Below are 23760 nucleotides of genomic sequence, written 5' to 3'. Positions count from 1 at the left end.
CCTAGGCCGGTTGTTGGCCGAACGCCTTAGAGACTCCCTCATTGATGTCTGACTCTGTGGTCTGGACGTAGTACCGAAGGGATACGGCTACGTCGTGATGCCTCATCTGCTTTTGAAGCACGTTCGGGCTTACTCCTGCTGCCACTAGCTCAGTAGCGAACTTGTGCCTGAGCTGATGGGGGTTGATGTCTAGTCCCACCTTCTTAGCGGCTCTCCTCATGCCGACATAGACAGTGTTGTGACTCTTGGTTGCCTCAAAGCTCTTGTACTCCTCTGCGAACCACTCAGGCACAAAGACAGGCCCGGCAGTCTTGGGAGAAGCGATAGTGCCATCAGGAAGCCTTTGGCGGTCAAAGGTGATGACGTTTCCTTTGATGGGCTGAGAGACGCAAGCCTCACCAATCCTTGCCCCCGCGTAGAGCATGGTGAAGGCGTACATGCGATAGAGGCTCTTACCGAAAGCCTCATTGATTTGTTCCAGACTCGGGAGGTCATAGACCTTTTGCGCGGGACGCGGGCAAGGAACCTTCACACCCAAGCAAGCCCGGAGATTGATTGCGTGCTTACGCTTAGTTCCCGGAGAGAGAACCTGATTGAGAACGTTGGTCAGATAGCGAACAGTCGCCTTCTCTGCCGGAACGTCTTCAAGCCCAAGGTTCCTGAGAGTCCCAAGGTATTCCTTGTACGTACTCTCTTTGATGGCACGTTCGGCCAGCCTTTCGAGCGCCAATTCAAGGCAAGTCTTCTGCTTCTCCACTGCCAGTCTCCGAAGACCAGTGCAAGAGGCGATGTCATAAGTTCCAGTTGAACTAAGGACAAAGCCAGATGCAGGACGGGGACGTGGTGGAGTTCCGCTTCAACGTGTGAGCGGATGAAGGGGCCGGGCTCTGGCGAGCCGGGCCCCTCCTGTGTTCCCTATGTGCTCCGCCGCGGGATGAGCCTGCCGAGATCCAGGCTGATGTCGAAAGGCACGGGCCGGTTCAGGGTGCCGCGGAAGATGCCGGCGGGGGCGTAGGCGCCGGTTGGTTCGTCGAGTTCGTAGACGTGGACGACTGGGGCGCCGTTCTCGTCCTCGATGCACCAGTAGTGCGGGATCTTGGCGTCCGCGTACTTGTGAAGCTTCACTGTGCGGTCGCGGTGGGCGGACTCCGGCGAGACGACCTCGATGACAAGTTGGACTTCTTCCGGTGCGTACCAGGTGCGGTCCGGATCGTAGGCGGCGGTCGTCACGAGCAGATCCGGCTCCGGCCGGTTGCGCTCATCGAGACGGATCGTCATTTCCCGCTCGACCTCGAAACCGGCGGGGGCGGTCGCCATGAGCGTAGTGGTGAGGGAAGTGACGAGGCGGCCGTGCCAGGACCGCTGGGGCGACACCATGAAGACGAGGGCTCCGTCGATCAGCTCGGTGTGGCGGGGTGCCTCGGGGAGGCGGTCCAGGTCCTCCGCGAACCAGCCTTCCTCGCGCGGCGGGCGCATCCAGTCGGGCAGTGCGGTCATGGCTGAACCGTAGCGAATCGACGGGGCCCGGGCCACGAGATCATCACGGGACGCCGGCCTCCCTGAACCCCGCGGGGCCGGTCACGACAGCTGTAGCCGGCGTGCCAGTCTGCGGCCCCGGGCTTGGCAGGGAGCTTCGATATATCGGTAGGTCAGCAGGCAGAGCGGGAGCAGCACGGCGACGAAGGCTGCTTCCAGCACGAGGTCGTCCTGGCGGCGTCGGCCGACCGTGCTGTCGATGACCGTCAGCAGCACGGGATGCACCAGGTACACCGAATAGCTGATCGTGCCCAGGCCGGTCACGACCCGCGGCAGGGACCGCCCGCGCACCGCCAGCCCGCCGCCGAAGGTGAGCACAGCCAGCAGGAACGCGGTGATCCAGCCGGACCGTGTGAAGTGGTCCCCGTCGCCGTACCCGCACGCACTCGCCACGGCGCAGACGGTCACCAACACGGCGGTGCCCGCGGCGAAGCGCCAGGTGCCCTGACCGTGCTCGGCGCGGTGGACGGTGGTGCCCAGGAACATCACGGCGAGGATCACCAGGCCCTCCCACAGGGGGATCGTGCCGTTGAGCGCGACCAGCGTGAGCGCCGACAGCCCGCCCAGCACGCCCCCGAAGGCCCGGAGCGGCGCCGACCGCCCACTCGCACAGCACACAGCGGCCGCCATGATGACCGCGGTGACCGCGATCACCGGGCCGGTGCCGAGCAGACCGGACAGGGCCGAGGCCGGCAGCGCCACCCCCGCCCCCACGCTTCCGGCGGCGAGCAGAGCGAGGGCGATCGCGGCCCAAGGGGAGCGCCGGTGGAGGCGGGTGGTGAAGAGCGCGACGACCAGCAGGTAGAAGGCCATCTCGTAGGAGAGCGTCCACAGGACGAGCAGGACACTGGGTGTCCCCAGCAGTTCCTGGAGCAGGGTGAGGTGGGCGAGCGCCACGGTGCCGGCACCGTGCGAACCGACGTCGCGCAGCTCAGCCGCTCCCACTGCGTGCAGGGCGAGCAGCACGCCGACGACGACCGCGCACAGCGGGTACACGCGGAAGACCCGTCCGATCCAGAAGGTGCGCACACATCCCCGGCGCTCCAGCGAGCGGGGGATGACGTAGCCGCTCACCAGGAAGAACACCAGGATGCCGTAGCGGCCGGCGTTGAAGTGCGGCACCAGCTCCTGCCGGAGCTCCGGCAGGAAGGTGTACGACGAGTGGTCGAACACCACCGCGAGTGCGGCGAGACCGCGCAGCCCGTCCAGCCAGCCCAGCCGCGAGGGCCCCGCCACCGGGACCGGCGGTCGTTCGGACGAAGAGAGGATGAGGGACGGTGATTCCATGCGCGAGCAGCGTCCTCTTCGGTCAGGCAGCCCCGGTCGGGGCGGGCTGATCGCAGCCGAGCAATGCGTGAGCGCTGCCGGTGGATCCGGCGGCACTTCCCATTCAGCTCTTCGCGTCCGGGTTGCGCGACCTGAGGAGGGCAGCGGGAGCCATCAGGATGTGCCCAGCGCTGAAGAGGACGCCGACGCCGGTCCCCTCAGCCCTCCACCACCGCCCGGCACGCCTCCGCATACCCCCGCACCAGCGGCCGCCCCCCGTCCTCCCTGCGCCACGCCAGGACGTACCTGCTCGGCCCCAACCCCTGCACCGGCCGGGTGACCACGCCGCCCAGGGTGATCAGGGGCGCGTTGCCGGCGGCCACCAGGCAGATGCCGAGGCCGGCGACGAGGGCCTCGTACGTCTCCTCCGTGCCCGCGATCTCCGCGCCGACGCGGGGCGGGCGGCCGGAGCGCTCGTCGACGGCGAGCCAGAAGTCGCGCAGGGGGCCCGCGCTCGCCGGCAGGGCCAGGAACGGTTCGTCGGCCAGGTCGGCGAAGTCGATCTCCTCGCGGACGGCCAGCGGGTGGGTGTCGGGCAGGGCGACCAGGCGGGGCTCCTCGGCGACCGGCGTCCACGCGTAGCGCTCCGCGTCGGGCAGCGGCAGCCACACGAACGCGACCTCCGTCGTGCCGTCCGCCAGACCCGCGGTCGGATCCTGCCAACCCATCTGCCGCAGTCGTACGACCGCCTCCGGATGCGCGGCCGTGAAGCGGGAGCGGATCGCCGGGAGCAGCCCACCGCGGCCGGGGCTGGTGCTCATGCCCACCACCAGCGTGCCGCGCCCCGCCGCCCGTGCCGTCGCCATCGCGGTGTCCGCCGCCGCCCACGCCTCCAGCACCTGCCGGGCATGCGGCAGCAGCGCCTCGCCCGCCTCGGTGAGCAGCACGCCCCGCCGGTCCCGGCGGAACAACTCCACGCCCAACTGCCGCTCCAACGACCGGATCTGCTTGCTCAACGCGGGCTGGGACACGTACAGCCGCTCGGCCGCCCGCGTGAAGTGCAGCTCCTCGGCCACCGCCAGGAAGTAACGCAGGTCCCGTACATGCACGTCGGTCGTCATAGCCATCGGTTATCACCAAGGGTCTTGGACGGGCAACCGGCTTCCGCAGCAGGCTGGTTCACACGGAACCGGATCAAGAGGGAGTCGACATGAACAAGGTGTGGCTGATCACCGGCGCGAGCAGCGGCTTCGGGCGGGCGATCGCCGAGGCCGCCCTGGCCGACGGCGATGTCGTCGTGGGTGCCGCCCGTCGGCCCGAGGCACTGGACGACCTCGTGGCCGCCCATCCCGACCAGGTGGAGGCGCTGCGCCTGGACGTCACCGACACGGCCGCCGCCGAGGCCGCCGTACGGGACGTGGTGGCCCGGCACGGCCGGATCGACGTGCTGGTCAACAACGCGGGGCGTACCCATGTCGGCGCGTTCGAGGAGACCACCGAGGCCGAGCTGCGTGAACTGTTCGACCTGCATGTCCTCGGGCCGGCGGCGCTCACCCGGGCGGTGCTGCCCGGCATGCGCGAGCGGCGGTCGGGCGCGATCGTGCAGATGAGCAGCATGGGCGGGCAGCTGTCCTTCGCGGGCTTCTCGGCGTACAGCGGGACGAAGTTCGCCCTCGAGGGCATGTCCGAGGCGCTCGCCGACGAGGTCCGGGAGTACGGCGTCAAGGTGCTGATCGTGGAGCCGGGGGCCTTCCGCACCTCGCTCTTCGAGCCGAGCCGGGCCGGGGTCAGCGCTGACAGCGGGGTGTACGCCAAGGTGAGCGAGACCCGCGAGGCCGTCTCCGGCGGCGACGGCACCCAGGCCGGCGACCCCGCGAAGGCCGCGGCCCTGATCCGCGCCGCGCTCGACGCCGAGGAGACCCCGCTGCGGCTGCCCCTCGGTGACGACGCGGTGACCGCCGTGCTCGGGCACCTCGACGCCGTACGGTCCGACGTCTCCACCTGGGAGAAGAGCACCCGGGCCACCGGATTCGACGACTGAGGGACGCCGACCGCCGACGGCCCGCTCAGTGCAGGTCGAGCCTGATCGTCGTGCCGTCCGGGACGCCGTGCACCTGCTGGGCGAGGGGCCCGCGGATCCGCATCGCGGTGACCGCGTCCTTGACCGCGAAGTTGTCGAACTCGTAGCCGCCACCGCCGACGAAGTACCGCAGCGGCACCAGGCGTTCGGCCGGATCCAGCGCGCCGTGCTCCCGCTGGAAGGCGTAGGCGAAGGAGGCGGCGCCGTGGACGTCGGGGTCGTCGAGGAGCCAGGCCGCCCAGGACTCCAGACTGTCGCCGAGCTCGGTGACCTCGGCGGTCTCGGGATCGAAACAGACCACCTTCTCGCCGCCGACCACGGCGAACTGGACACCGAAGATGTCCTGGCCGAAGCAGAACTGCGCGTCGGCCAGCCCCCCGTAGGTGTCCTTCCAGGCCGCACCGGAGTTCCAGTGGAGCAGGTCGTGGCCGAGCCCCTCCTCGCCCACCCGGAAGACCTGCACCCCGGCGTCGAACAGGAAGAACCCGTTCATCCGGGAGAGCAGCCGGCCGAGTTCGGCGAGCGGGCCGGTCTCGACGCCGAAGCCCAGGTCGATCGCCGGGCCCATCGGGCCGCGGGCCCGGCCGAGGAGCTGCTCCAGCGCACTGTCCGTGCTCAAAGCATCACCACGGTTCCGCCACCCACCCCGCCGTCAGCACCAGCCGCGTCTCCCGGTGTACGGCGAGAAAGCCGAAGGGGCGGTCGAAGGCGGCCGTGACCACGGTCGAGGTGTACCGGGGCGTGGGCGGCGCACCGCCCGGCGCCGCGGCGACCGCAGTCACCGCGGCCGCCTCGAAGCCGAGCGCGTCGAAGCGGCCCAGGGCGGACTGCCGGGCGGCGCCGACGGCCAGGGGCGAGGCGCTGATCCCGGGGAAGTGGCCCTGCCCCGCGTCCCGTGCCGCGGTGAGCCCGAACAGCCCGTGCAGGCGCAGCAGGTCGTGATGCGCCCGCACCTCGAACGCCACCGTCGTCAGCTCCAGCGCCGGCTGCTGGGGTCCGGCACACGGCCGCTCCTCCACCCGCAGCCCCGGCCCGGCGGGCCCGTACGGAAGCAGCGCCCCCTTCACCACCGGGCACCCGCCGTCGAGTACGGCCACCCCCGCCTCCAGCACCTCACCGGGCGTCATGTGCTCCTCCCCGAGCAGGAGATGGACGTCGACGCCGTCGTCGCCGCACACCTTCGCCTCGGTGACCCGTCCGCTGCGTACCGCCGCCACCCCGACCCGGTCAAGCCGTACGCTCCGCCGGTGCAGCCCGCGCAGGGTCCTGCCCTGCCAGGGACCCGCGGACGGCCGTACCGGACGCGCCTCGAACGGCCGCAGCCACGTGGTCCGCAGGGCCAGCGCGCTCGCCAGCACCAGCTGGGTGTCCCTCCGGACCTCGACCGGCATCCGCTCGATCAGTCCGCCCGTCCGCTTCACGGCCCAGGTGTCCAACTCCCGCTGATCGGTGTCCGGATCGCCGCTGAGCACCCCGTGCGCGTCGGCCGGCAGTCCGGCCGCCCACTCCTCCCGCGGCTCCACAGTCCGAGCGGTCCACAGGCCGAGGGCCGAGTCCAGTCCCCGTACGTCCGCCAGCGCGTGCAGCAACTCCCGTGCCGCGGCGGCCGATTCGCCCGCCGGCAGCCCCACGGCCGCCGCCAGCTCCTCGCGTGCCGCTCCCCGTGCCCCGTCGGCCAGGAAGGCCAGCAGCGGCCACACCCCGGCGGCCGAGAACACCGTGCCCCCTGGAGACATCCCGGCCCACCGTGCCGTGAGCCCGTTCACCGCCCGGGTCGTCGTACCCGTGATCGGCATTCCACCCCCGCCTGCCCCGCGCATACCATGCGCCCTGTCGTACGTCAGTTCCCCGCCGCTGTCTGAACCAGGAGCACGGTACCCGTGTCCATACCCCCGCCCCCTGGGCCGCACCAGCCCGACCCCGCCCAGGGACCCCAGGGACCGTCCCCCGCCCCGGACCCCTACCGGCCACCGCCGCAGGGACAGCAGCCGTACGGCCCTCCGCCGCAGGGACAGCAGCCGTACGGGCCGCAGCCGTACGGCCCCACGCCCCCCGGGCAGCAGCCGTACGGACAGCAGCCGTACGGACAGCAGCCGTACGGACAGCAGCCGTACGGCCAACCCTATGGGGTGCCCTATCAGACCTGGGGCCAGGGCTACAGCCCCTACGCCCGCCCCTCCTCCGTGAACGGGCTCGCCATCGCCTCGCTGGTGTTCGGCGTGCTGTGCTGCTTCCCGGCCGTCGGGCTGGTGCTGGGCGTGATCGCGCTGGTGCAGATCAAGAAGAAGGGGCAGTCCGGGAAGGGCCTGGCGATCGCCGGGTCGATCCTGTCCTCGCTCGGACTCGCCCTGTGGGTGGTCGCGCTCGCCACCGGCGGGCTCTCGGAGGCGTGGGACGGGTTCAAGGAGGGGGCGACGGAGGGCGCGGCCTTCTCGGTGGTGAAGGGCCAGTGCTTCGATGCGCCGGGGGAGTCCCTCGACGGGCTCACCTACGACGTCGACGCGGTGCCCTGCGCGGGTGAGCACGAGGGCGAGGTGTTCGGCGAGTTCGAGATGAGCGGGTCGGCCTTCCCGGGCGACGCCGCCGTCTCCGACGCGGCCGACGAGAGGTGCTACCCGCTCCAGGACGCCTACGTCATGGACACCTGGTCGCTCCCCGACGACGTGGACGTGTACTACTTCGGCCCGACCCGGCAGAGCTGGCGCCTCGGCGACCGCGAGGTCACCTGCATCTTCGGGAACACCGACGAGACGGGCACCCTGACCGGCTCGCTGCGCGTCGACGCGACCACCCTCGACGACGACCAGCTGACCTTCCTCATGGCACTCAACGCCGTCGACGAGACGTTCTGGGAGGAGCCCGAGGAGCAGCCGGAGGACGACCTGCGGGGCTACCGGGACTGGTCCCAGGACATGCACGACAGCCTCGACGACGAGATCCGCCACCTCAGGGCGCACACCTGGTCGGGCGCCCCGGCCAAGCCGGTCCAGGCCCTGCTCAAGGACATGGAGAAGGCCCGCGGCGAGTGGGCGAAGGCCGCCGCCTCCGACGACGTGGACACCTTCTACACGCACTACGACGCGGGCTACGCCTACGTCGACGGCCCCACCACCATCACCGCCCGCAAGGCTCTGGGGCTCGCCTCGGATCCGCCGTACGACGACGAGGACACCGGCGGCACGGGCGACGGCGCGGGGAGCGACCACCTCGATGTGTGAACCCGGCCATAGCGGGGAGAAAGTGCCTGCGTAAAGCCCACCACCGGAACATGTCATCACATCGAGTGGTTCTCTGGCCTTTGCTTGCATGGGCCAACCCACGGTTGCCAGGCTGTTGCTGTCTGTACAACCTGATGGGAGCGGCCAGTGACATTCGGTGAGCAGCCGGCGTACCTGCGCGTCGCGGGTGATCTCCGCAAGAAGATCGTCGACGGTTCGCTGCCACCGCACACCCGTCTGCCGTCCCAGGCCCGGATCCGCGAGGAGTACGGCGTCTCGGACACCGTCGCCCTCGAGGCGCGCAAGGTGCTGATGGCCGAGGGCCTGGTCGAGGGCCGCTCCGGCTCCGGGACCTACGTCCGCGAGCAGCCCGTGCCCCGCCGGATCGCCCGCTCCGGGTACCGCCCGGCCTCCGGCGCCACCCCCTTCCGGCAGGAGCAGGCGGACGGCGAGGGGCGCGGCACCTGGGAGTCCAGCAGCCGGCAGACCGACGCCTCCGCCGCCATCGCCGAGCGGCTCGCCATCCGGCCCGGCGACCGCGTGATGTGCACGAAGTACGTCTTCCGGGAGGCCGGTGAGCCCATCATGCTCTCCACCTCCTGGGAGCCCCTCGCGGTCACCGGGCGCACCCCCGTGATGCTCCCCGAGGAGGGCCCGCTCGGTGGCATGGGCGTGGTCGAGCGCATGGCGGCCATCGACGTCGTCGTGGACAACGTCACCGAGGAGGTCGGCGCCCGCCCCGGCCTCGCCGAGGAACTGCTCGCGCTGGGCGGTGTCCCCGGCCATGTCGTCCTCGTGGTCCACCGCACCTACTACGCCTCGGGCCGCCCGGTGGAGACGGCCGACGTGGTCATTCCGGCCGACCGCTACCAGGTCGCGTACCACCTTCCGGTGAAGTAGTCGCGTGCCCGTGGAGTAGCGCGCCCGTGAAGTAGCGCACGCCCCGGGGAAGTTGCCCCGGGCGAGCACTCAACCGGCTCGCAGGCGAACGCCGTTCGAATCCGGCCGTTCTCGCAGGTCGACACCGCTGTCCCGGGTGCGCCCCTGACCGGAGGCATCGCGGTCCACCGGGGCGCGTTCAACGCCGTGCGCCCCCGGTCCGAGGAGTCCGTCCTGGCTGGTTGCGTACCTCTTTGTGAAAACGCGTGTTCGCTGCGTAAAGGTTGGGCGTAGGCTCGGGCATATGCGGATTGCGGTTTCCTTATCGGGTGGGGCTCGACGCAGGTCGGGAAGGAGCGGTGGGGCGCAATGAACGACGGCACGATCACTCTTCCCTGGCTGGTCATACGGCAGGACGACAACGGCAATCGCTACCGCGTGGGCAGGTACGCGACCCGGGCGGAGGCCCAGAAGATCGCGGACAGTCTCGACGCCCGCGGCCACAAACAGCTCTACTGGGTCGAGCGCATCAGCCAGAACGGCGCCGGCTCGGCCGACTGACCCGTCTCCCGTAGGCTCCGGCGCATGACGGAACGGATCGTGGTGGTGGCGGCCGCCCTCTACGACGGCGACCGCCTCCTCGCAGCCCGCCGCAGCGCACCCCCGGAACTGGCCGGCCGGTGGGAGCTGCCGGGGGGCAAGGTGGAGCAGGGGGAGGCGCCGGAGGAGGCGCTGGCGCGGGAGCTTCGCGAGGAGTTGGGCGTGGAGGCGGAGGTCCTGGACCGCATCCCGGGCGAGTGGCCCCTGAAGCCCCCGTACGTCCTCCAGGCGTGGCGCGCGCGCCTCCTGCCCGACTCCCCGGACCCCAAGCCCCTGCAGGACCACGACGAACTCCGCTGGCTGACGCCGGACGAGCTCTGGGACGTCGACTGGCTCGACCAGGACGTCGAAGCGGTGGCGGCACTGGAGTCACCCAGGGGCGCGGGGAACTGCGCGACAAGCCCCCACGAACCTGCACCCGCAAGACGGCAGGCACCCCCGAGCTCTTAGGCGCACTCACTTACACCATTCGGCACGGTACCGCCCCCGCAATATCGGGTATGTGCCCCTTAACCCCACGAAAGTGGACATTGGCCGGCCCGGGATGTGATCGGCGTGATCGACACCGAAGGCGACTGCGCCGAGTGGACCTTCCCCGCGGACCCCGGCGCTGTACGAGCCGCTCGTGCAGCGGTCCGCGAAAGACTGCGCGCCTGGGGCCTCGACGGCCTCGCCGACATCGCCGCCCTGCTGGTCAGCGAGTTGGTGACGAACTCCCTGCGGCACGCCACCGGCCCCATCGGCGTCCGCCTGGTCCGCCCCGGCGCGGTCGACGGCGTCCTCCTGGTGGAGGTCTCCGACCCGCTCCCCGACCCGCCCCGCGAACGGGTCGCCGAACCGGACGATGAGCACGGCCGGGGTCTCCAGCTGGTCGCCCACGCCGCCCACCGCTGGGGCACCCGCCCCGGCACGACCGGCAAGACGGTCTGGTTCGAGCTCTCGGTGCCATGAGGAACACCTGTACGACAGCCCGTCCCCTGTCCAGCGACTGGTTCAGGCCAGTGGCAGTTGTCGAAGGACGTGATTCGATGCCGTGTCCGCTGGTTAGAAGACTGGAAGTGTTGTCGCAGCCCGGACCGAAAACCGTCGGGATCGTGCTGTGATCGTGAACACCGTGTTGTGCGGCGCCGTAGTGCTGGATACTGCGGGCAGCCGCCCCCGGTGACCGGTACCGGACGCGGTGAGCTGGAGGGGACGGTTCGCGTGAGCGAGATACCAGCGAAGGCCACGGAGTCGAAGGACCCGTCGGACGGCGCGAGGACGGAGGCCGCGGAGGATGCCGTACAGGTCCGTCCCGGCGAGGCGCCGTCCGGTGATGCCATGTGGCAGAGCAGCCCGCCCGGCTCGATCTACGACTACATCAAGGTCGCGTCCTTCTCCATAGGCCCCGACGGGCTGGTCGACCAGTGGAGCCTGCGCGCCGAGCAGCTCTTCGGCATCCCCGCCGCGCAGGCGGTCGGCATGGACCCCATCGAGGCGTTCATCGACCCGGACCTGCGTGCGCAGGGCCAGCGCAAGATGGCGGAGATCCTGGACGGCCGTGAGTGGACCGGCGTGGTCCCCTTCCGGGTGCCGGCCCCGGTCGAGGGCGAGTGCGGCCGGGAGGGCCTCGCCGAGGTCTATGTGATGCCGACGCGGACCGAGGAGGGGGAGAAGGCCGCCGTCTGCATCGTCGTCGACGTCCGCACGCTCCGGAGCATCGAGACCGACCTCGCCGCCTCGCAGGCGATATTCGGTCAATCTCCCTTCGGGTTCGTGCTGATCGACCCGGACCTGCGGGTCCGCCGCGTCAACTACCGGTTCGCCTCCCTGTTCGGCGGCACCCCGGACGACCACCGCGGCAAGGGCGTCCACGACTATCTGCCGCGCCCCGAGGCCGAGCGGGTCACCGCGACCCTGCGCCGGGTCCTGGAGACCGGCGACTCCATCACGGACATGCACGTCACCGGCTTCCTGCCGGGCTCCGACGAGCGCCGCCACTGGTCCATCAACCTGTACCGGGTGCGCAGCGGCTCCGGCCGGCCCATCGGGATCGCCTGGCTGGGAACCGACATCACCGCCCGCCGCGCCGCCGCCCGCGAGGCCGCCGCCGCCCGGCGCAATCTCGCCCTCCTGAATGAGGCGGGCGCCCGCATAGGGAACTCCCTCGACCTGGAGACCACGGCCCGCGAACTCCTCGACGTGGTCGTGCCCGGCTTCTGCGACCTGGCCACCGTCGACCTGTACCAGGGTCTGCTGGCCGGCGACGAGACCCCGCCCGGCCTCGCCGACGGCAGCGCCGAACTGCGCCGGGTCGCCTTCGCCAGCGCGGTCTCCGACGCCCCCTTCCTCGGCTCCGGCGCCCCCGTCTCGGTCGGCGCGGTCCACCACTACCCCTTCAACTCGCCCTGCGCGGACGCCCTGCGCACCGCCCGGCCGCTGTACGTCCCGGCCGAGGAGGGCGGCCTCGTCCAGTCCACGCTCGCCGTGCCGATGGTCGCCCACGACACCGTCGTAGGCCTCGCGCAGTTCGCGCGGACGAAGGGCAGCGAGCCGTTCGGGGACCGGGACCGGGACCTGGCGGTGGAGCTCGCGGCGCGGGCCGCGGTCTGTATCGACAACGCGCGCCTGTACCGGCGGGAGCACGAACGGGCGTTGATACTGCAACGGTCCCTGTTGCCGCCCGGCGACCCGGTCGCCTCCGGTCTGGACATCGCCTGCCGCTATCTTCCCGGCAACTCCTCCGCGGACCGCCCCAGCGAGGTCGGCGGCGACTGGTTCGACGTCATAGAACTGCCGGGCCACCGCACCGCGTTGGTGGTCGGTGACGTGATGGGCCGCGGGCTGCGCGCGGCGGTGGCGATGGGTGAACTGCGGTCCGCCGTGCGGACCCTGGCCCTGCTGGACCTCGAACCGGCCGAAGTCCTCTCCGCGTTGGACGAGATCGCCCGCGGGCTCGGCGCCCCCGGCGGAGTCCAGCAGGCGACCCGCGCGGCCCGCCGCCCCCGGGAGGCGGACCTGTCCGAGGTGTACCTGGCGACCTGCGTGTACGCCGTCTACGACTCGGTGACCAGGCGCTGCACCTTCGCCAACGCGGGCCATCTGCCCCCCGTGCTGGTCGAGCCCGGCGAGGACGCGCTCATGCTCGACGTGCCGCCCGGCATGCCGCTCGGCGTCGGGGGCGAGCCCTTCGAGGAGGTCGAGGTCGAACTACCCGAAGGCGCCCTGCTCGCGCTCTACACGGATGGACTGGTCGAAAGCCGCGATCACCCCCTCGACGAAGGCCTCCAGGCGTTCGTCGGGGCGCTGACCGACCCCTCCGCCCCCCTGGAGGACGTCTGCGACCACGTCCTCAACACCCTCGACACCCACCACGGCGAGGACGACATCGCGCTGCTGATGGCACGTGTCCAGGGCCTGCCGGCCGACTCGGTCGGCGACTGGACGCTGCCGCGCGAGCCGCGAAGCGTGGGCCGGGCCCGTGAGTACGCGCGCGGCCAGCTGCTCAGCTGGGACCTGGAGCCCCTGGTCGACACCACGGAACTCCTCGTCAGCGAACTGGTCACCAACGCCCTCAGGTACGGCGAGGGAGACATCCGGCTGCGTCTCCTTCTCGACCGCACCCTGGTCTGCGAGGTCTGGGACTCCGGCCTGGTCCAGCCCCGCCGCCGGCGCGCCCGCGACACCGACGAGGGCGGCCGCGGCCTGCAACTGGTCGGCCTGCTCAGCGCGGCCTGGGGCTCCCGCCGGACCCCGCGCGGAAAGACGGTGTGGTTCGAACTGCCGTTGCCGGACGGGGAGAACGGCATGGTGGACCCGGCGGAGGCCCTGCTGAGCCTGTTCTAGGCGGTTGTCATGCGGTGTGCCCGCGCAGGCGTACGTCCCGTTCGGCGAGGTCGCGCGCCTCGCGGGCCAGGGCGTCCGCCCGCGGGAGATCCTCGGTCAGCCGCGCCTGCGACAGCAGGACCCGGGGCGCGGCACCGACCGCCTCCCGGTGCACGGCCACATAGCCGTCCGCCGCGGCCACGGACTCCCGGGCGACCAGCCGCGCGGCCACCGGGAGCACTCCGGACCGGCCGCCCGCGAGGGGCGCGGTCGCGTGCACGATCCGACGCAGCACGCCGAGCGGGTCGTACGGCTGTCCGGACGTCGTCTCCTGTCGTACGGCGGCCAGGACCGCGTCGGCGTGCGCGAGCCGGGTGCGGGTCTCGCCCTCGGGCCGGGCGCCGCCGCGGAAGGGGGCCAGTTCCGCCTCGGCGCCCGTGAGGGCGGGCGGGATCAGCCGGGCGGCCTCGGCGCGTGTCTCCCGCAGCCGGGTCACGGCCGTCACCAGTACCTCCGCCCGGGCGATCGCACTCTCCGCGGCGCGGAGCCGCTGGGCCGCCTCGTCCAGCTGGTCGGAGGCGAGGGCCTGGTGGGTCTCGTTGAGGTGGACGGTGGCGGTGACCAGGCTGTCCTTGGCCCGCTCGACACAGCCGGTGACGGCCTCGCCCACGAGCGCGGTGTCCGCCCCGGCCGTGCGGGCGGTCAGCTCGCGGAAACGGGTCTCGGCCACGGTCAGGGCCTCGCGGGGATCGCGGTCCAGCGCCCGTAGCGTGCGCAGGCTCTCCGTCGCCTCGGTCAGTCGCCGCCCGGCCTCCTCGCACCGGCCCACGACCCCGGCGAGGGCGGCCGCCTCCTCCGGTACGCCCTCGTCGTACCGCCGCCGGATCGCGCACGCGGCGGCCAGCTCGGACTCCGCGGCCCCGGCCAGCCCGACGAAGGGGGTCAGGGCCTCGCGGTCCAACCCGGCCTCGGCGAAGGAGAGTTCCTCGCGGAAGGCGCGGAGGTGGTTGTCGGCGTCGACGAGCGCGGTGCGGGCGCGGTCGTCCAGGCCGGCGAGCGGGGGCGGGGCCGCGGGGGCGGGGTACGCGCCGACGTGGGTGGTGCCGGGGGCAGCCGGTGTCGTACGACTGCGGGTGCGGCGGATCCGGCGCACGGAGCCGTAGGCGGCGAGGACCGCGACCACGGCGAGCGCGGCTACCGGCAGGACGAGGTCGCCGGCGGACGAGTCCTCCTCGGCCGCCGCGGCGCTCGACCGCGCGCCCGCAACCGGAGCGTCGTCATTGATCGTCATCCACGGCAACACCAGCCACACGACCCCGGCCACCACGCCCACCAGGGCGTGCGCCACCCGCACGGATATGTGCGATCGGCTCCGCCGAGGTCGGCCGCGTATCAGGGATGGCGTCACATTTCGGAGCGTATGGTCCGGAATGCGCGGACGCGAGCGGGGTGGGACGGCGGGGGTACGCGAGGGGACGGGGAGCGGATGTCACAGGCACCGGACGCACGGGGCCGCCAGGACGGCGAGCGGATGCCGCAGGCGGCGGCCGTACGAGGGGACCAGGACGGCGAGACGGGGCAGACGGCACCGGCACCGGCACCGGCACCGGCGCCGAGGACGAGGCGGCGCCGCTGGATCCGCCGGGGTGTCCTCGCGCTCGCGCTCGTCGTGCTCCTCCCCCTCCTCACCGTCGCCGTCGCGCTCCGTCTCAACTACGCCGGCGACCCCGCCGACGGCACCCGCACCCGCCACAAGGACGCGATCTGGCTCGGCCACGCCTGGGTGGACGGCCGCAAGGGCGACGCCGACGTCACCGCCCTCGCCCGGCGCCTGCGGAGCACCGGGATCCGGGACCTGTACGTCCACGCGGGCCCCCTGGAACACGACGGAACGCTGCCCGCCTCGGCGTACCCGAAGGCGGCCTGGCTGATCGGCGCCGTGCACGAGGCGGCCCCCGGCATCCGCGTCCAGGCCTGGCTGGGGGACAAGCTCGCCACCGAGAGCCCGGACGGCATGCACCTCGCCGAGCAGGACACCCGGGCCGCCGTCGTGCGCTCCACCCGCCAGATCCTCGCCGCCGGTTTCGACGGCGCCCACTTCGATCTGGAACCCCTGCACTCCGGCGACCAGGACTACCTCGACCTCCTCGACACCCTCCGCCAGGTCACCCGCGCCCACGGCGTCCCCCTCTCGGTCGCCGCGCACCAGATCGACCCGCTGCCCGCGCTGCACTCCGCCGCGGGCGTCCTCGCCGAGCACCCCAAGTGGTGGTCGCAGGCCTACTTCGGCCAGGTCGCGCGGCGCGTCGACCAGATCGCGGTGATGTCGTACGACACGGCCACGCCCCTGGAGAGCCTCTACGGCGGCTATGTCGCCCAGCAGACCTCCCTGGCCCTCGAGGTCACCCCGGACTCCACCGACCTGCTGATGGGCCTGCCCTTCTACCGGGAGAACAACTTCGACCACTGGTCCTTCGCCGAGACCGTCCCGGCGGCCGTCCGGGGCGTCCGCCTCGGGCTCTCCCGCACCGACGCGGACCGCGCGAACTTCGGCGTGGCGCTGTACGTCGACTTCGCGGCCACGGAGGCGGACTGGACGGCGTACGAGAGGGACTGGGTCCGCTAGAAAACCACCTGCGGCCCGGCGCCCGGCACTGCGACGATCTGCCGAATGACCCCCACCCGCAGACACCTCACCCGTGACGATCTCGCCCCCCTCGCCCGCGCCGCGACCGGCCGCACCCTCACCGGCGTCACCAGACTCCGCGGCGGCACCAAGAAGGGTGTCTACCGGCTCGCCCTCGACGACGACACCACCGTCGTCGCCTATGTCTGGTCGCCGGACGAGGACTACTGGGACGCCGGGCCATCCGACCTCCGCGATCCCTTCTCCGCGGGCACCAGCCGTGACGTGTTCACCGCGGCCCACGACCGGCTCGCGGCCACCGGGGTGCGGACCCCGCGACTCCTGTACGCGGACGCCGAGAAGGACGCCGTGGTCGTCGAGGACCTGCGGGGCGGCAGCCTGGAGGACGTCCTGGAGCGGGACCCGGTCGCCGGGCGCGCCGCGCTGGAGCAGCTCGCCGGCGAACTGGCGACCCTGCACGCGCAGGAGGGCCCCGCCTTCGGCAAGGCCGTGCTCGTCGACAACGGCGGTACCTCGTCCGCGAGTTCGGCCGCCCGGCGCGTCACCGAGGGCGCCCTGCGCGACCTCGGGGAGGCCGCCGCACGGGACGAACGGATCGCGGAAGTGCGCGAGGACCTGGAGGAGAGCCTGCGGCGGCTCGACGCGGCGGTACGGCCCCGCGACCGGCACTCCCTCATCCACGGCGAACTCGGTCCCGACCACGTCCTGCTGGACGACCGGGGGCGGCCCGCGCTGATCGACATCGAGGGGCTGATGTACTTCGACGTCGAGTGGGAGCACGTCTTCCTGCGGATCCGTTTCGGCTCCCACTACGACGTCCTGCGCGTCCCCGACCTGGACGAGGACCGGATGGGCCTGTACCGCCTCGCCATGCACGTCTCCCTGGTCGCAGGCCCCCTGCGCCTGATCGAGGGCGACTTCCCGCACCCGGAGTGGATGCGGGAGATCGCGGAACACAACCTGGTCAGGGTGTTGGAGCTCGTGCGAGAGTGAGCGCGTGAACTCGGTGTTGGTGGTCGTGGCCGCCGTGGTGGTGGGCGCGCTGTCGGTGCTCGGTACCGTGCAGCTCGCGACGGGCTGGCTGCCGCCCTGGCTCCGGGACACGATCCTGCGGCCGAGGCTGTCCGGGTTCGGCACCCTGCTGAACGCGGTCGGGCTGGGTGTGTTCCTGTTCCTGGGGCCGCTGGGGAGCCCGCCCACACAGGACGTGTACGTCCCGTTGCTCGGTCTGGCACTTTCCCTCGTCGGCGGGAGCGTTCTCCAACGCCTCGCCCAGCGTGCGCCTGCTACGAAGACCTCCGCCTGATCTTCGACCCCAGCCACACCAGCGGGTCGTACTTGCGGTCGACGGCCCGTTCCTTCAAGGGGATCAGCGCGTTGTCGGTGATCTTGATGCCCTCGGGGCAGACCTCCGTGCAGCACTTGGTGATGTTGCAGTAGCCGAGGCCGTGTTCGTCCTGGGCCGTCTTCTTGCGGTCCAGGCCCTCGGACTCGGCCGCGTCCAGCGGGTGCATGTCCAGCTCCGCCACCCGCATCAGGAAGCGCGGGCCCGCGAACGCCGGCTTGTTCTCCTCGTGGTCGCGCACCACATGGCAGGTGTCCTGGCACAGGAAGCACTCGATGCACTTGCGGAACTCCTGCGAGCGGTCCACGTCCTCCTGCATCATCCGGTACTCACCGGGCCCGAGACCGGCCGGTGGCACGAACGCCGGGACCTCCCGCGCCTTCTGGTAGTTGAAGCCGACGTTCGTGACCAGGTCGCGGACCACCGGGAAGGCGCGGAGGGGAGTGACGGTGATCGTCTCCTCCTGGGTGAACACCGACATGCGCGTCATGCACATCAGCCTCGGCCGCCCGTTGATCTCCGCCGAGCACGAACCGCACTTGCCCGCCTTGCAGTTCCAGCGGACCGCGAGATCGGGCGCCTGGGTGGCCTGGAGGCGGTGGATGATGTCCAGGACCACCTCGCCGTCGTTGACCTCGACCTTGAAGTCCTCCAGGTCACCGCCCTTGACGTCACCCCGCCACACCTTGAAGTGGGCCGTGTAGCCGCTCATTCGTACAGCTCCTCTTCGGCGAGGTACTTGACCAGCTCCTCCTTGTCGAAGAGGGCGAGCAGGTCGGCGCGGATGGGTTCGGTGGTCTCACGGGTGAGGTCGATCTGGCCGCGGACCGGGTCCGTGGCCGCCAACCCGCCCGTCGGGTCGGCCAGTTGGCACAGCAGGTTCACCCGGCGCCACTTGCGGTCCATCCCCGGATGGTCCTCGCGGGTGTGCCCGCCCCGCGACTCGGTCCGCTCCAGCGCGGCCCGCGCCACGCACTCGCTGACCAGCAACATGTTGCGAAGGTCGAGAGCGAGGTGCCAGCCCGGGTTGAACTGCCGGTGCCCTTCGACCCCGGCCCTGCGCGCCCGCACGCGAAGATCCGCGAGCTTCTCCAGTGCCTGCTCCATCTCGCCCTCGCGCCGGATGATCCCGACCAGGTCGTTCATGGCCTGCTGGAGCTCCTGGTGCAGGGTGTACGGGTTCTCCGGAGGCCCTACGGCGGGCTCGGCGCCCTCCGCCGAGAAGGGCCGCAGCGCCTCCGCGGCCGCCGCGTCGACCTGGACCTCGTCGACCGGCGGCCGGTCCGCCGCGAGGCCGGTCGCGTACTCGGCCGCGTGCCAGCCCGCCCGGCGCCCGAACACCAGCAGGTCGGACAGCGAGTTGCCGCCGAGCCGGTTCGAGCCGTGCATACCGCCCGCGACCTCACCGGCCGCGAACAGCCCCGGCACCCCGCGGGCCGCCGCCGTGTCCGACTCGACCGCGATCCCGCCCATCACGTAGTGACAGGTCGGCCCGACCTCCATCGGCTCGGCGGTGATGTCGACGTCCGCCAGCTCCTTGAACTGGTGGTACATGGACGGGAGTCGGCGCCGGATGACCTCGGCCGGCATGCGTGTCGAGACGTCGAGGAAGACCCCGCCGTGCGGAGATCCCCTCCCCGCCTTCACCTCGGCGTTGATGGCCCTCGCCACCTCGTCGCGTGGCAACAGCTCAGGAGGACGGCGGTTGTTGTCCGGGTCCTCGTACCAGCGGTCGCCCTCCTCCTCCGACTCCGCGTACTTCTCCTTGAAGACGTCGGGGACGTAGTCGAACATGAACCGCTTGCCGTCGGAGTTGCGCAGCACCCCGCCGTCGCCGCGCACGGACTCCGTGACGAGGATCCCCTTCACCGAGGGCGGCCAGACCATGCCCGTCGGGTGGAACTGCACGAACTCCATGTTCAGCAGAGGTGCTCCGGCCAGCAGGGCCAGGGCGTGGCCGTCTCCCGTGTACTCCCACGAGTTCGACGTCACCTTGAAGGACTTGCCGATGCCCCCGGTGGCGATCACCACGGACGGGGCTTCCAGGACGAAGAAACGGCCGGTCTCACGGTCGTAGGCGAAGACCCCGGAGACCCGGCTGCCGTCCTTCAACACCCTTGTGACCGTGCACTCCTGATACACCTTCAGGCGCGACTCGTAGTCCCCGGTCTCCCGCTTGTCCTCCTGCTGGAGGGACACGATCTTCTGCTGGAGCGTGCGGATCAGTTCGAGGCCGGTGCGGTCGCCGACGTGGGCGAGGCGCGGGTACTCGTGGCCGCCGAAGTTGCGCTGGGAGATCCGGCCGTCCTTGGTGCGGTCGAACAGGGCGCCCCAGGTCTCCAGCTCCCAGACCCGGTCCGGGGCCTCCTGGGCGTGCAGTTCGGCCATCCGCCACTGGTTGAGGAACTTGCCGCCGCGCATGGTGTCGCGGAAGTGGACCTGCCAGTTGTCGTTCGAGTTGGCGTTGCCCATGCTGGCCGCGATGCCGCCCTCGGCCATCACGGTGTGGGCCTTGCCGAACAGGGACTTGCAGATCACGGCCGTACGGGCACCGCGCTCGCGGGCCTCGATGGCGGCCCGCAGTCCGGCACCGCCCGCGCCGACCACGACGACGTCCCATTCCTGCCGGTCGACCACGGACATCAGAAGAACCTCGGATCGTCGAAAGCGCCGGAGGCGACCAGATACACGTAGAAGTCGGCGAGCGCCACGCTCACCAGTGACGCCCAGGCCAGCTGCATGTGACGGGCGTTGAGCTTCCCGACGAACTGCCAGGCCTTGTAGCGCACGGGATGCTTGGAGAAGTGCTTCAGCTTGCCACCGACGATGTGCCGGCAGGAGTGGCAGGAGGCGGTGTACGCCCAGATCAGCACGATGTTGACCAGGAACACCAGGGTGCCGAGGCCCATGTGGCCCCACTCGTAGTTCTCGTCGCGGAACGAGAGCACGGTGTCGTAGGTCAGGATGCCGGCGACCACGATCGCGGCGTAGAAGAAGTACCGGTGGATGTTCTGCAGGATCAGCGGGAAGCGGGTCTCACCGGTGTACTTCTTGTGCGGCTCGGCCACCGCGCAGGCCGGTGGGGACGCCCAGAAGCCCCGGTAGTAGGCCTTGCGGTAGTAGTAGCAGGTCAGGCGGAAGCCGAGCGGGAAGATCAGGATGATGATCGCGGGGGAGATGCCCCACCAGCTGCCGAAGAGCTCCCAGTTGGGGCCGTGCCGCATGGGCTCGCAGCGCTCGGCCAGACACGGGGAGTAGAACGGCGAGACGTAGGGGGCCGCGTAGTAGTCCGTGTCGGCGAAGGCCCGCCAGGTCGAGTACACGATGAAGGCGAGCAGCCCGGCGGCGGTGGCCGCCGGCGCCAGCCACCAGCGGTCGGTGCGCAGGTGCGGGGCGTCGATCGCGGCGCGCGTGCCGGTGCGCACGCCGCCGCTCACGGGATGGGGTTCGGTGTCGGGGGGTTCCGTACCAGTGGCCAACGCTTGACTCCGGTCGGGTTCAGGGGGCCCTGCGGTCGCGGGCGCCGAGGCCCTCGTCGTCCGAGTCCGTCCACAGGGTGTTGTCGTAGGGGGTGTCGGAGATGGAGACGAGATCCGGGCGGCGGGCCTTGGCGAGCGCCGGGTCGGTCTCCCTCAGCAGCGCGAGGCTCTCGCGCAGACGGTCGGCGTCGATCCGGACCCGGCGCATCTCCAGACCGCCGCTGCCCAGCTGCTGCTCCAGCCGCTTGACATGTCGGAGCACTTCGTCGAGAGCGCGCTGGGCCGATGCCAGTTCGTCGTTCACGGACATGACGTGACCTCACTTCCGTGGGCGGGTTGCCCTGCACGGGAACGGTCATGCGCCTGCGAGTGTTGCGCGTCACACCTGCCGGTGTGAAGGGACGTGCACCGATTGGCGGATCGTGAGCCTCGGTGCGCGCCCCTCGTGCGCCGTCGATTGCGCCGCACGGGTGGGCTTCCCGGTCCGTGTCGCCGTGTCGCCGTCCGTTGCCGAACCCTTTCCTCTTCAGTGGCCGCATACATGTGATCAGCTCCATATACCGCCAAAAGTGATCATAACGCCCGCGGCTCCCGGAGGTAAGCAGAGATGTCCCACAACGGCGTCGGACTGCGCGCGGTCATGCGCTCGGTCGCCTTCCTCACCGCGGGAGCCCTCGCGGTGCCCGCCCTCGCCGGGTGCAGCTCCGAGGAGAAGACGAGCAAGCCACTCGCGGAGCAGGACATCGCGCCCGCGGCCCGTGACCAGGTCGCCGACGGCGGCACCCTGCACTGGGCGGTGGACGCCGTCCCCGAGACCCTGAACACCTTCCAGGCGGACGCGGACGCGACCACCACCGCCGTCGCCCAGGCGGTCCTGCCGTCGATGTACCGGCTGGACGCGGCCGGGCGGCCGCAGATCAACCCCGACTACCTGGAGTCGGCGAAGGTCGTCGAGACCGAGCCCCAGCAGGTCGTGCTGTACAAGCTGAACCAGCAGGCCGTGTGGAGCGACGGCCGGGAGATCGGCGCCGCCGACTTCGCCGCCCAGTGGCGTGCCCTGTCCGGCAAGGACTCCGCGTACTGGACCGCCCGCAACGCCGGCTACGAGCGCATCGAGAAGATCGAGCGCGGCGCCAACGACCTGGAGGTCCGGGTCACCTTCGCGCGGCCGTACGCCGACTGGCGCTCGCTGTTCTCGCCGCTGTACCCGAAGGACGTCATGGGCACCCCGGACTCCTTCAACGACTCCGCCCGCAAGAAGCTCAAGGTCACCGCCGGCCCGTTCCGGCTGAAGAAGGTCGACCGCAAGGACGGCGAGGTCACCCTGGCCCGCAGCGAGCGCTGGTGGGGGCATCCCGCCAAGCTGGACGAGATCGTGCTGCGGGCCGTACCGCGCGACGAGCGGGCCGGCGCGCTGGCCGCCGGCGATCTGGACCTCGCCGAGATCGACCCCGAGGCCCTCGGCCGCATCAACCTCGCCGCCCGCGCGGGCGCCAAGGCCGGCAGCACCCCGCTCGCCGGACCGGGCGGCCTGTCCGGCCACGGCCCCGGCAGCAACCTCGGGGCCGCGGACGCCCTGCGCTCCTGGGCCGTGGCCCACGAGGACGACGAAAAGGCCGCGGACGAGGAGTCGGACGCCCGCGAGGAGAAGCGCGAGGCCGCCCTCGCCTACGAGCGGCAGCAGACGGCCCTCAAGGGCTTCGAGGTCCGCAGGTCCCTGGAACCCGCCTACACCCAGCTCGCCCTCAACGGCGCCTCGGGTCCGCTCGCCGACGAGCGGGTCCGCCGGGCCGTGGCCCGCGCCCTGGACCGCAAGGCGCTGGCCAGTGCGGTCCTCACCCCGCTCGGACTGCCCGCCGAACCCGTCGGCAGCCACCTCGCGCTCTCCGGCCAGGACGCCTACGCCGACAACAGCGGCGCGCTCGGCGGCCAGGACACCGAGGAGGCGGAGGCCCTGCTGGCCGACGCCGGCTGGGTGCACGGCGGGCCCGTGAAGAAGGAGAAGGGGGACAAGGGGGAGAAGGCCGCCGGGGCCAAGGGCAAGAAGTCCGACAAGGACGCGGACGACTCCGAGGACACGGAGGACTCCAAGGACGGGACGTACATCGTCGGCGAGGACGGCAAGGGCGACGACAAGGACCCCGAGGACCACGCGAACCGGAGCGACGGCGCCGCCCGGCACCTCGCGCAGGACGGCAAGCAGTACGCGAACAAGCTGCGGCAGGGCGGCCCGCCGGCCGGGGCCTACGCCCCGAAGGGCACCCCCGCCCCGGCGAGCGCGGCGACCAAGGTGCTGGCCAAGAACGGCAAGGCGCTGGCACTGCGGTTCGTGCTGCCGTCGGGCCCGGGCTCCGAGACCCTGCGGACCGTGGCCGGCCGGATCTCCTCGATGCTCGCGAAGATCGGCATCCGCACCGAGATCTCCAAGGTGTCCGACGAGAGCTACTTCAAGGACCACATCGCGTCCGGCCAGTACGACCTGGCGCTGTACTCCTGGCCCGCGTCCGCCTTCCCGGCGACCGACGCCCGGCCCATCTTCGCCAAGCCGGTGCCGGCCGCCGACGGATCGCTGAACGTGGAGCAGAACTACACCCGGGTCGGCACCGACCAGGTGGACCAGCTCTTCGACCAGGCCGTCACCACCCTGGACGAGTCGGAGAGCCGGAGCCTGATCCGCAAGGCCGACTCCCGGATCTGGGCGGCCGCCGGGTCCATCCCGCTGTACCAGCGGCCGCAGCTGACCGCCGCGAAGAAGAACCTGGTGAACGCCGGTGCCTTCGGCTTCCAGACGCCGGTCTACGAGGACATGGGCTTCCTGAGGAAGGGCGCGAAGCCCGCCTCCGGACCGTCCGGGAACTGAGCCCGGCGAGCCCCGACCCGGCGGGCACCGTACGATGGGGTGAGGC

The 23760-nt window shown here is 71.3% G+C and carries 22 protein-coding genes; 11 read left to right on the top strand and 11 right to left on the bottom strand.

Going from position 1 to position 23760, the window contains the following annotated elements:
• Position 1: 1 nt before the first annotated feature.
• From OHN19_RS14895 to OHN19_RS14880, 4 genes are all read right to left on the bottom strand, one after another.
• On the bottom strand, positions 2-757 hold the full coding sequence (locus OHN19_RS14895) for a tyrosine-type recombinase/integrase (RefSeq protein WP_147286310.1): 756 nt from the start codon (positions 755-757) through the stop codon (positions 2-4).
• Between the two features lie 158 nt (positions 758-915).
• Positions 916-1497: a Uma2 family endonuclease gene (locus tag OHN19_RS14890; protein ID WP_330264652.1), complete on the bottom strand. Its 582-nt coding sequence runs from the start codon at positions 1495-1497 to the stop codon at positions 916-918.
• A gap of 81 nt (positions 1498-1578) precedes the next feature.
• Positions 1579-2823, bottom strand: coding sequence for an acyltransferase (locus OHN19_RS14885; RefSeq protein ID WP_330264651.1), 1245 nt, complete (start codon positions 2821-2823; stop codon positions 1579-1581).
• A 197-nt stretch (positions 2824-3020) separates the two neighbouring features.
• Complete coding sequence (locus OHN19_RS14880; RefSeq protein WP_330264650.1) at positions 3021-3929, bottom strand: LysR family transcriptional regulator; 909 nt, start codon at positions 3927-3929, stop codon at positions 3021-3023.
• An 83-nt stretch (positions 3930-4012) separates the two neighbouring features.
• Between OHN19_RS14880 and OHN19_RS14875 the strand changes: the two genes are divergently transcribed.
• Positions 4013-4843, top strand: a complete 831-nt coding sequence (locus OHN19_RS14875) for an oxidoreductase (RefSeq protein WP_330264649.1) — start codon at positions 4013-4015, stop codon at positions 4841-4843.
• A gap of 25 nt (positions 4844-4868) precedes the next feature.
• Here the strand turns inward: OHN19_RS14875 and OHN19_RS14870 are convergent, their stop codons facing one another.
• Positions 4869-5501, bottom strand: coding sequence for an SMI1/KNR4 family protein (locus tag OHN19_RS14870; protein WP_330264648.1), 633 nt, complete (start codon positions 5499-5501; stop codon positions 4869-4871).
• Positions 5502-5505: 4 nt separating this feature from the next.
• Positions 5506-6678, bottom strand: coding sequence for a serpin family protein (locus tag OHN19_RS14865; protein WP_391191376.1), 1173 nt, complete (start codon positions 6676-6678; stop codon positions 5506-5508).
• An 84-nt stretch (positions 6679-6762) separates the two neighbouring features.
• Here OHN19_RS14865 and OHN19_RS14860 point away from each other — a divergent pair, with 84 nt between their 5' ends.
• The 6 genes from OHN19_RS14860 to OHN19_RS14835 all read left to right on the top strand — a co-directional run bounded on the left by OHN19_RS14860 (position 6763) and on the right by OHN19_RS14835 (position 13404).
• Positions 6763-8100 carry a DUF4190 domain-containing protein gene (locus tag OHN19_RS14860; protein ID WP_330264646.1) on the top strand — a complete coding sequence of 446 codons (1338 nt, stop codon included), beginning with the start codon at positions 6763-6765 and terminating at the stop codon, positions 8098-8100.
• Positions 8101-8247: 147 nt separating this feature from the next.
• Positions 8248-9000, top strand: a complete 753-nt coding sequence (locus OHN19_RS14855; protein WP_330264645.1) for a GntR family transcriptional regulator — start codon at positions 8248-8250, stop codon at positions 8998-9000.
• Positions 9001-9348: 348 nt separating this feature from the next.
• Positions 9349-9540, top strand: a complete 192-nt coding sequence (locus OHN19_RS14850) for an SPOR domain-containing protein (RefSeq protein WP_123762853.1) — start codon at positions 9349-9351, stop codon at positions 9538-9540.
• A 24-nt stretch (positions 9541-9564) separates the two neighbouring features.
• Positions 9565-10029, top strand: coding sequence for a (deoxy)nucleoside triphosphate pyrophosphohydrolase (locus OHN19_RS14845; protein WP_330264644.1), 465 nt, complete (start codon positions 9565-9567; stop codon positions 10027-10029).
• A gap of 96 nt (positions 10030-10125) precedes the next feature.
• A complete protein-coding gene (locus OHN19_RS14840) occupies positions 10126-10530 on the top strand; it encodes an ATP-binding protein (RefSeq protein WP_330264643.1) in 405 nt (134 codons plus the stop codon).
• 252 nt (positions 10531-10782) lie between these two features.
• On the top strand, positions 10783-13404 hold the full coding sequence (locus OHN19_RS14835) for a SpoIIE family protein phosphatase (protein ID WP_123762856.1): 2622 nt from the start codon (positions 10783-10785) through the stop codon (positions 13402-13404).
• A gap of 7 nt (positions 13405-13411) precedes the next feature.
• Here the strand turns inward: OHN19_RS14835 and OHN19_RS14830 are convergent, their stop codons facing one another.
• Positions 13412-14731 (bottom strand): hypothetical protein, encoded by a 1320-nt coding sequence (locus OHN19_RS14830; RefSeq protein ID WP_330264642.1) that lies wholly within the window; start codon positions 14729-14731, stop codon positions 13412-13414.
• A gap of 183 nt (positions 14732-14914) precedes the next feature.
• Between OHN19_RS14830 and OHN19_RS14825 the strand changes: the two genes are divergently transcribed.
• The 3 genes from OHN19_RS14825 to OHN19_RS14815 are packed head-to-tail and all read left to right on the top strand — an operon-like array spanning position 14915 to position 17336.
• Positions 14915-16009, top strand: a complete 1095-nt coding sequence (locus OHN19_RS14825) for a hypothetical protein (protein ID WP_419249577.1) — start codon at positions 14915-14917, stop codon at positions 16007-16009.
• Positions 16010-16054: 45 nt separating this feature from the next.
• Positions 16055-17023, top strand: a complete 969-nt coding sequence (locus tag OHN19_RS14820; protein ID WP_330264640.1) for a phosphotransferase family protein — start codon at positions 16055-16057, stop codon at positions 17021-17023.
• Positions 17024-17027: 4 nt separating this feature from the next.
• A complete protein-coding gene (locus tag OHN19_RS14815) occupies positions 17028-17336 on the top strand; it encodes a hypothetical protein (RefSeq protein ID WP_330264639.1) in 309 nt (102 codons plus the stop codon).
• Here OHN19_RS14815 and OHN19_RS14810 read toward each other — a convergent pair.
• From OHN19_RS14810 to OHN19_RS14795, 4 genes are read right to left on the bottom strand one after another with little or no spacing between them, the layout of a single operon-like run.
• Positions 17317-18087, bottom strand: a complete 771-nt coding sequence (locus OHN19_RS14810; protein ID WP_330264638.1) for a succinate dehydrogenase/fumarate reductase iron-sulfur subunit — start codon at positions 18085-18087, stop codon at positions 17317-17319. The two genes, OHN19_RS14815 and OHN19_RS14810, sit on opposite strands and share 20 nt — an antisense overlap.
• Complete coding sequence (locus OHN19_RS14805) at positions 18084-20018, bottom strand: fumarate reductase/succinate dehydrogenase flavoprotein subunit (protein WP_330264637.1); 1935 nt, start codon at positions 20016-20018, stop codon at positions 18084-18086. Before OHN19_RS14805 ends, OHN19_RS14810 begins: the two co-directional genes overlap by 4 nt.
• On the bottom strand, positions 20018-20854 hold the full coding sequence (locus OHN19_RS14800; RefSeq protein WP_330264636.1) for a hypothetical protein: 837 nt from the start codon (positions 20852-20854) through the stop codon (positions 20018-20020). The genes OHN19_RS14805 and OHN19_RS14800 overlap by 1 nt, the downstream gene beginning before the upstream one ends.
• A 19-nt stretch (positions 20855-20873) precedes the next feature.
• Complete coding sequence (locus OHN19_RS14795) at positions 20874-21164, bottom strand: hypothetical protein (RefSeq protein WP_330264635.1); 291 nt, start codon at positions 21162-21164, stop codon at positions 20874-20876.
• Positions 21165-21461: 297 nt separating this feature from the next.
• Between OHN19_RS14795 and OHN19_RS14790 the strand changes: the two genes are divergently transcribed.
• Positions 21462-23714 (top strand): ABC transporter family substrate-binding protein, encoded by a 2253-nt coding sequence (locus OHN19_RS14790; RefSeq protein ID WP_330264634.1) that lies wholly within the window; start codon positions 21462-21464, stop codon positions 23712-23714.
• Positions 23715-23760: the final 46 nt, after the last annotated feature.

The sequence above is a fragment of the Streptomyces griseorubiginosus genome (assembly GCF_036345115.1).
In the GTDB taxonomy this organism is placed as follows: domain Bacteria; phylum Actinomycetota; class Actinomycetes; order Streptomycetales; family Streptomycetaceae; genus Streptomyces; species Streptomyces griseorubiginosus_C.
The sequence above is the reverse complement of the archived record's forward strand: the minus strand, read 5'-3'. Positions and strand labels throughout refer to the sequence as shown.

Coding starts and splice junctions, on each gene's coding strand:
- OHN19_RS14845 (WP_330264644.1), top strand. CDS start 9,565: ATGACGGAACGGATCGTGGTGGTGGCGGCCGCCCTCTACGACGGCGAC.
- OHN19_RS14805 (WP_330264637.1), bottom strand. CDS start 20,018: ATGTCCGTGGTCGACCGGCAGGAATGGGACGTCGTCGTGGTCGGCGCG.
- OHN19_RS14795 (WP_330264635.1), bottom strand. CDS start 21,164: ATGTCCGTGAACGACGAACTGGCATCGGCCCAGCGCGCTCTCGACGAA.
- OHN19_RS14865 (WP_391191376.1), bottom strand. CDS start 6,678: ATGCCGATCACGGGTACGACGACCCGGGCGGTGAACGGGCTCACGGCA.
- OHN19_RS14850 (WP_123762853.1), top strand. CDS start 9,349: ATGAACGACGGCACGATCACTCTTCCCTGGCTGGTCATACGGCAGGAC.
- OHN19_RS14890 (WP_330264652.1), bottom strand. CDS start 1,497: ATGACCGCACTGCCCGACTGGATGCGCCCGCCGCGCGAGGAAGGCTGG.
- OHN19_RS14875 (WP_330264649.1), top strand. CDS start 4,013: ATGAACAAGGTGTGGCTGATCACCGGCGCGAGCAGCGGCTTCGGGCGG.
- OHN19_RS14885 (WP_330264651.1), bottom strand. CDS start 2,823: ATGGAATCACCGTCCCTCATCCTCTCTTCGTCCGAACGACCGCCGGTC.
- OHN19_RS14790 (WP_330264634.1), top strand. CDS start 21,462: ATGTCCCACAACGGCGTCGGACTGCGCGCGGTCATGCGCTCGGTCGCC.
- OHN19_RS14810 (WP_330264638.1), bottom strand. CDS start 18,087: ATGAGCGGCTACACGGCCCACTTCAAGGTGTGGCGGGGTGACGTCAAG.
- OHN19_RS14825 (WP_419249577.1), top strand. CDS start 14,915: ATGCCGCAGGCGGCGGCCGTACGAGGGGACCAGGACGGCGAGACGGGG.
- OHN19_RS14820 (WP_330264640.1), top strand. CDS start 16,055: ATGACCCCCACCCGCAGACACCTCACCCGTGACGATCTCGCCCCCCTC.
- OHN19_RS14880 (WP_330264650.1), bottom strand. CDS start 3,929: ATGGCTATGACGACCGACGTGCATGTACGGGACCTGCGTTACTTCCTG.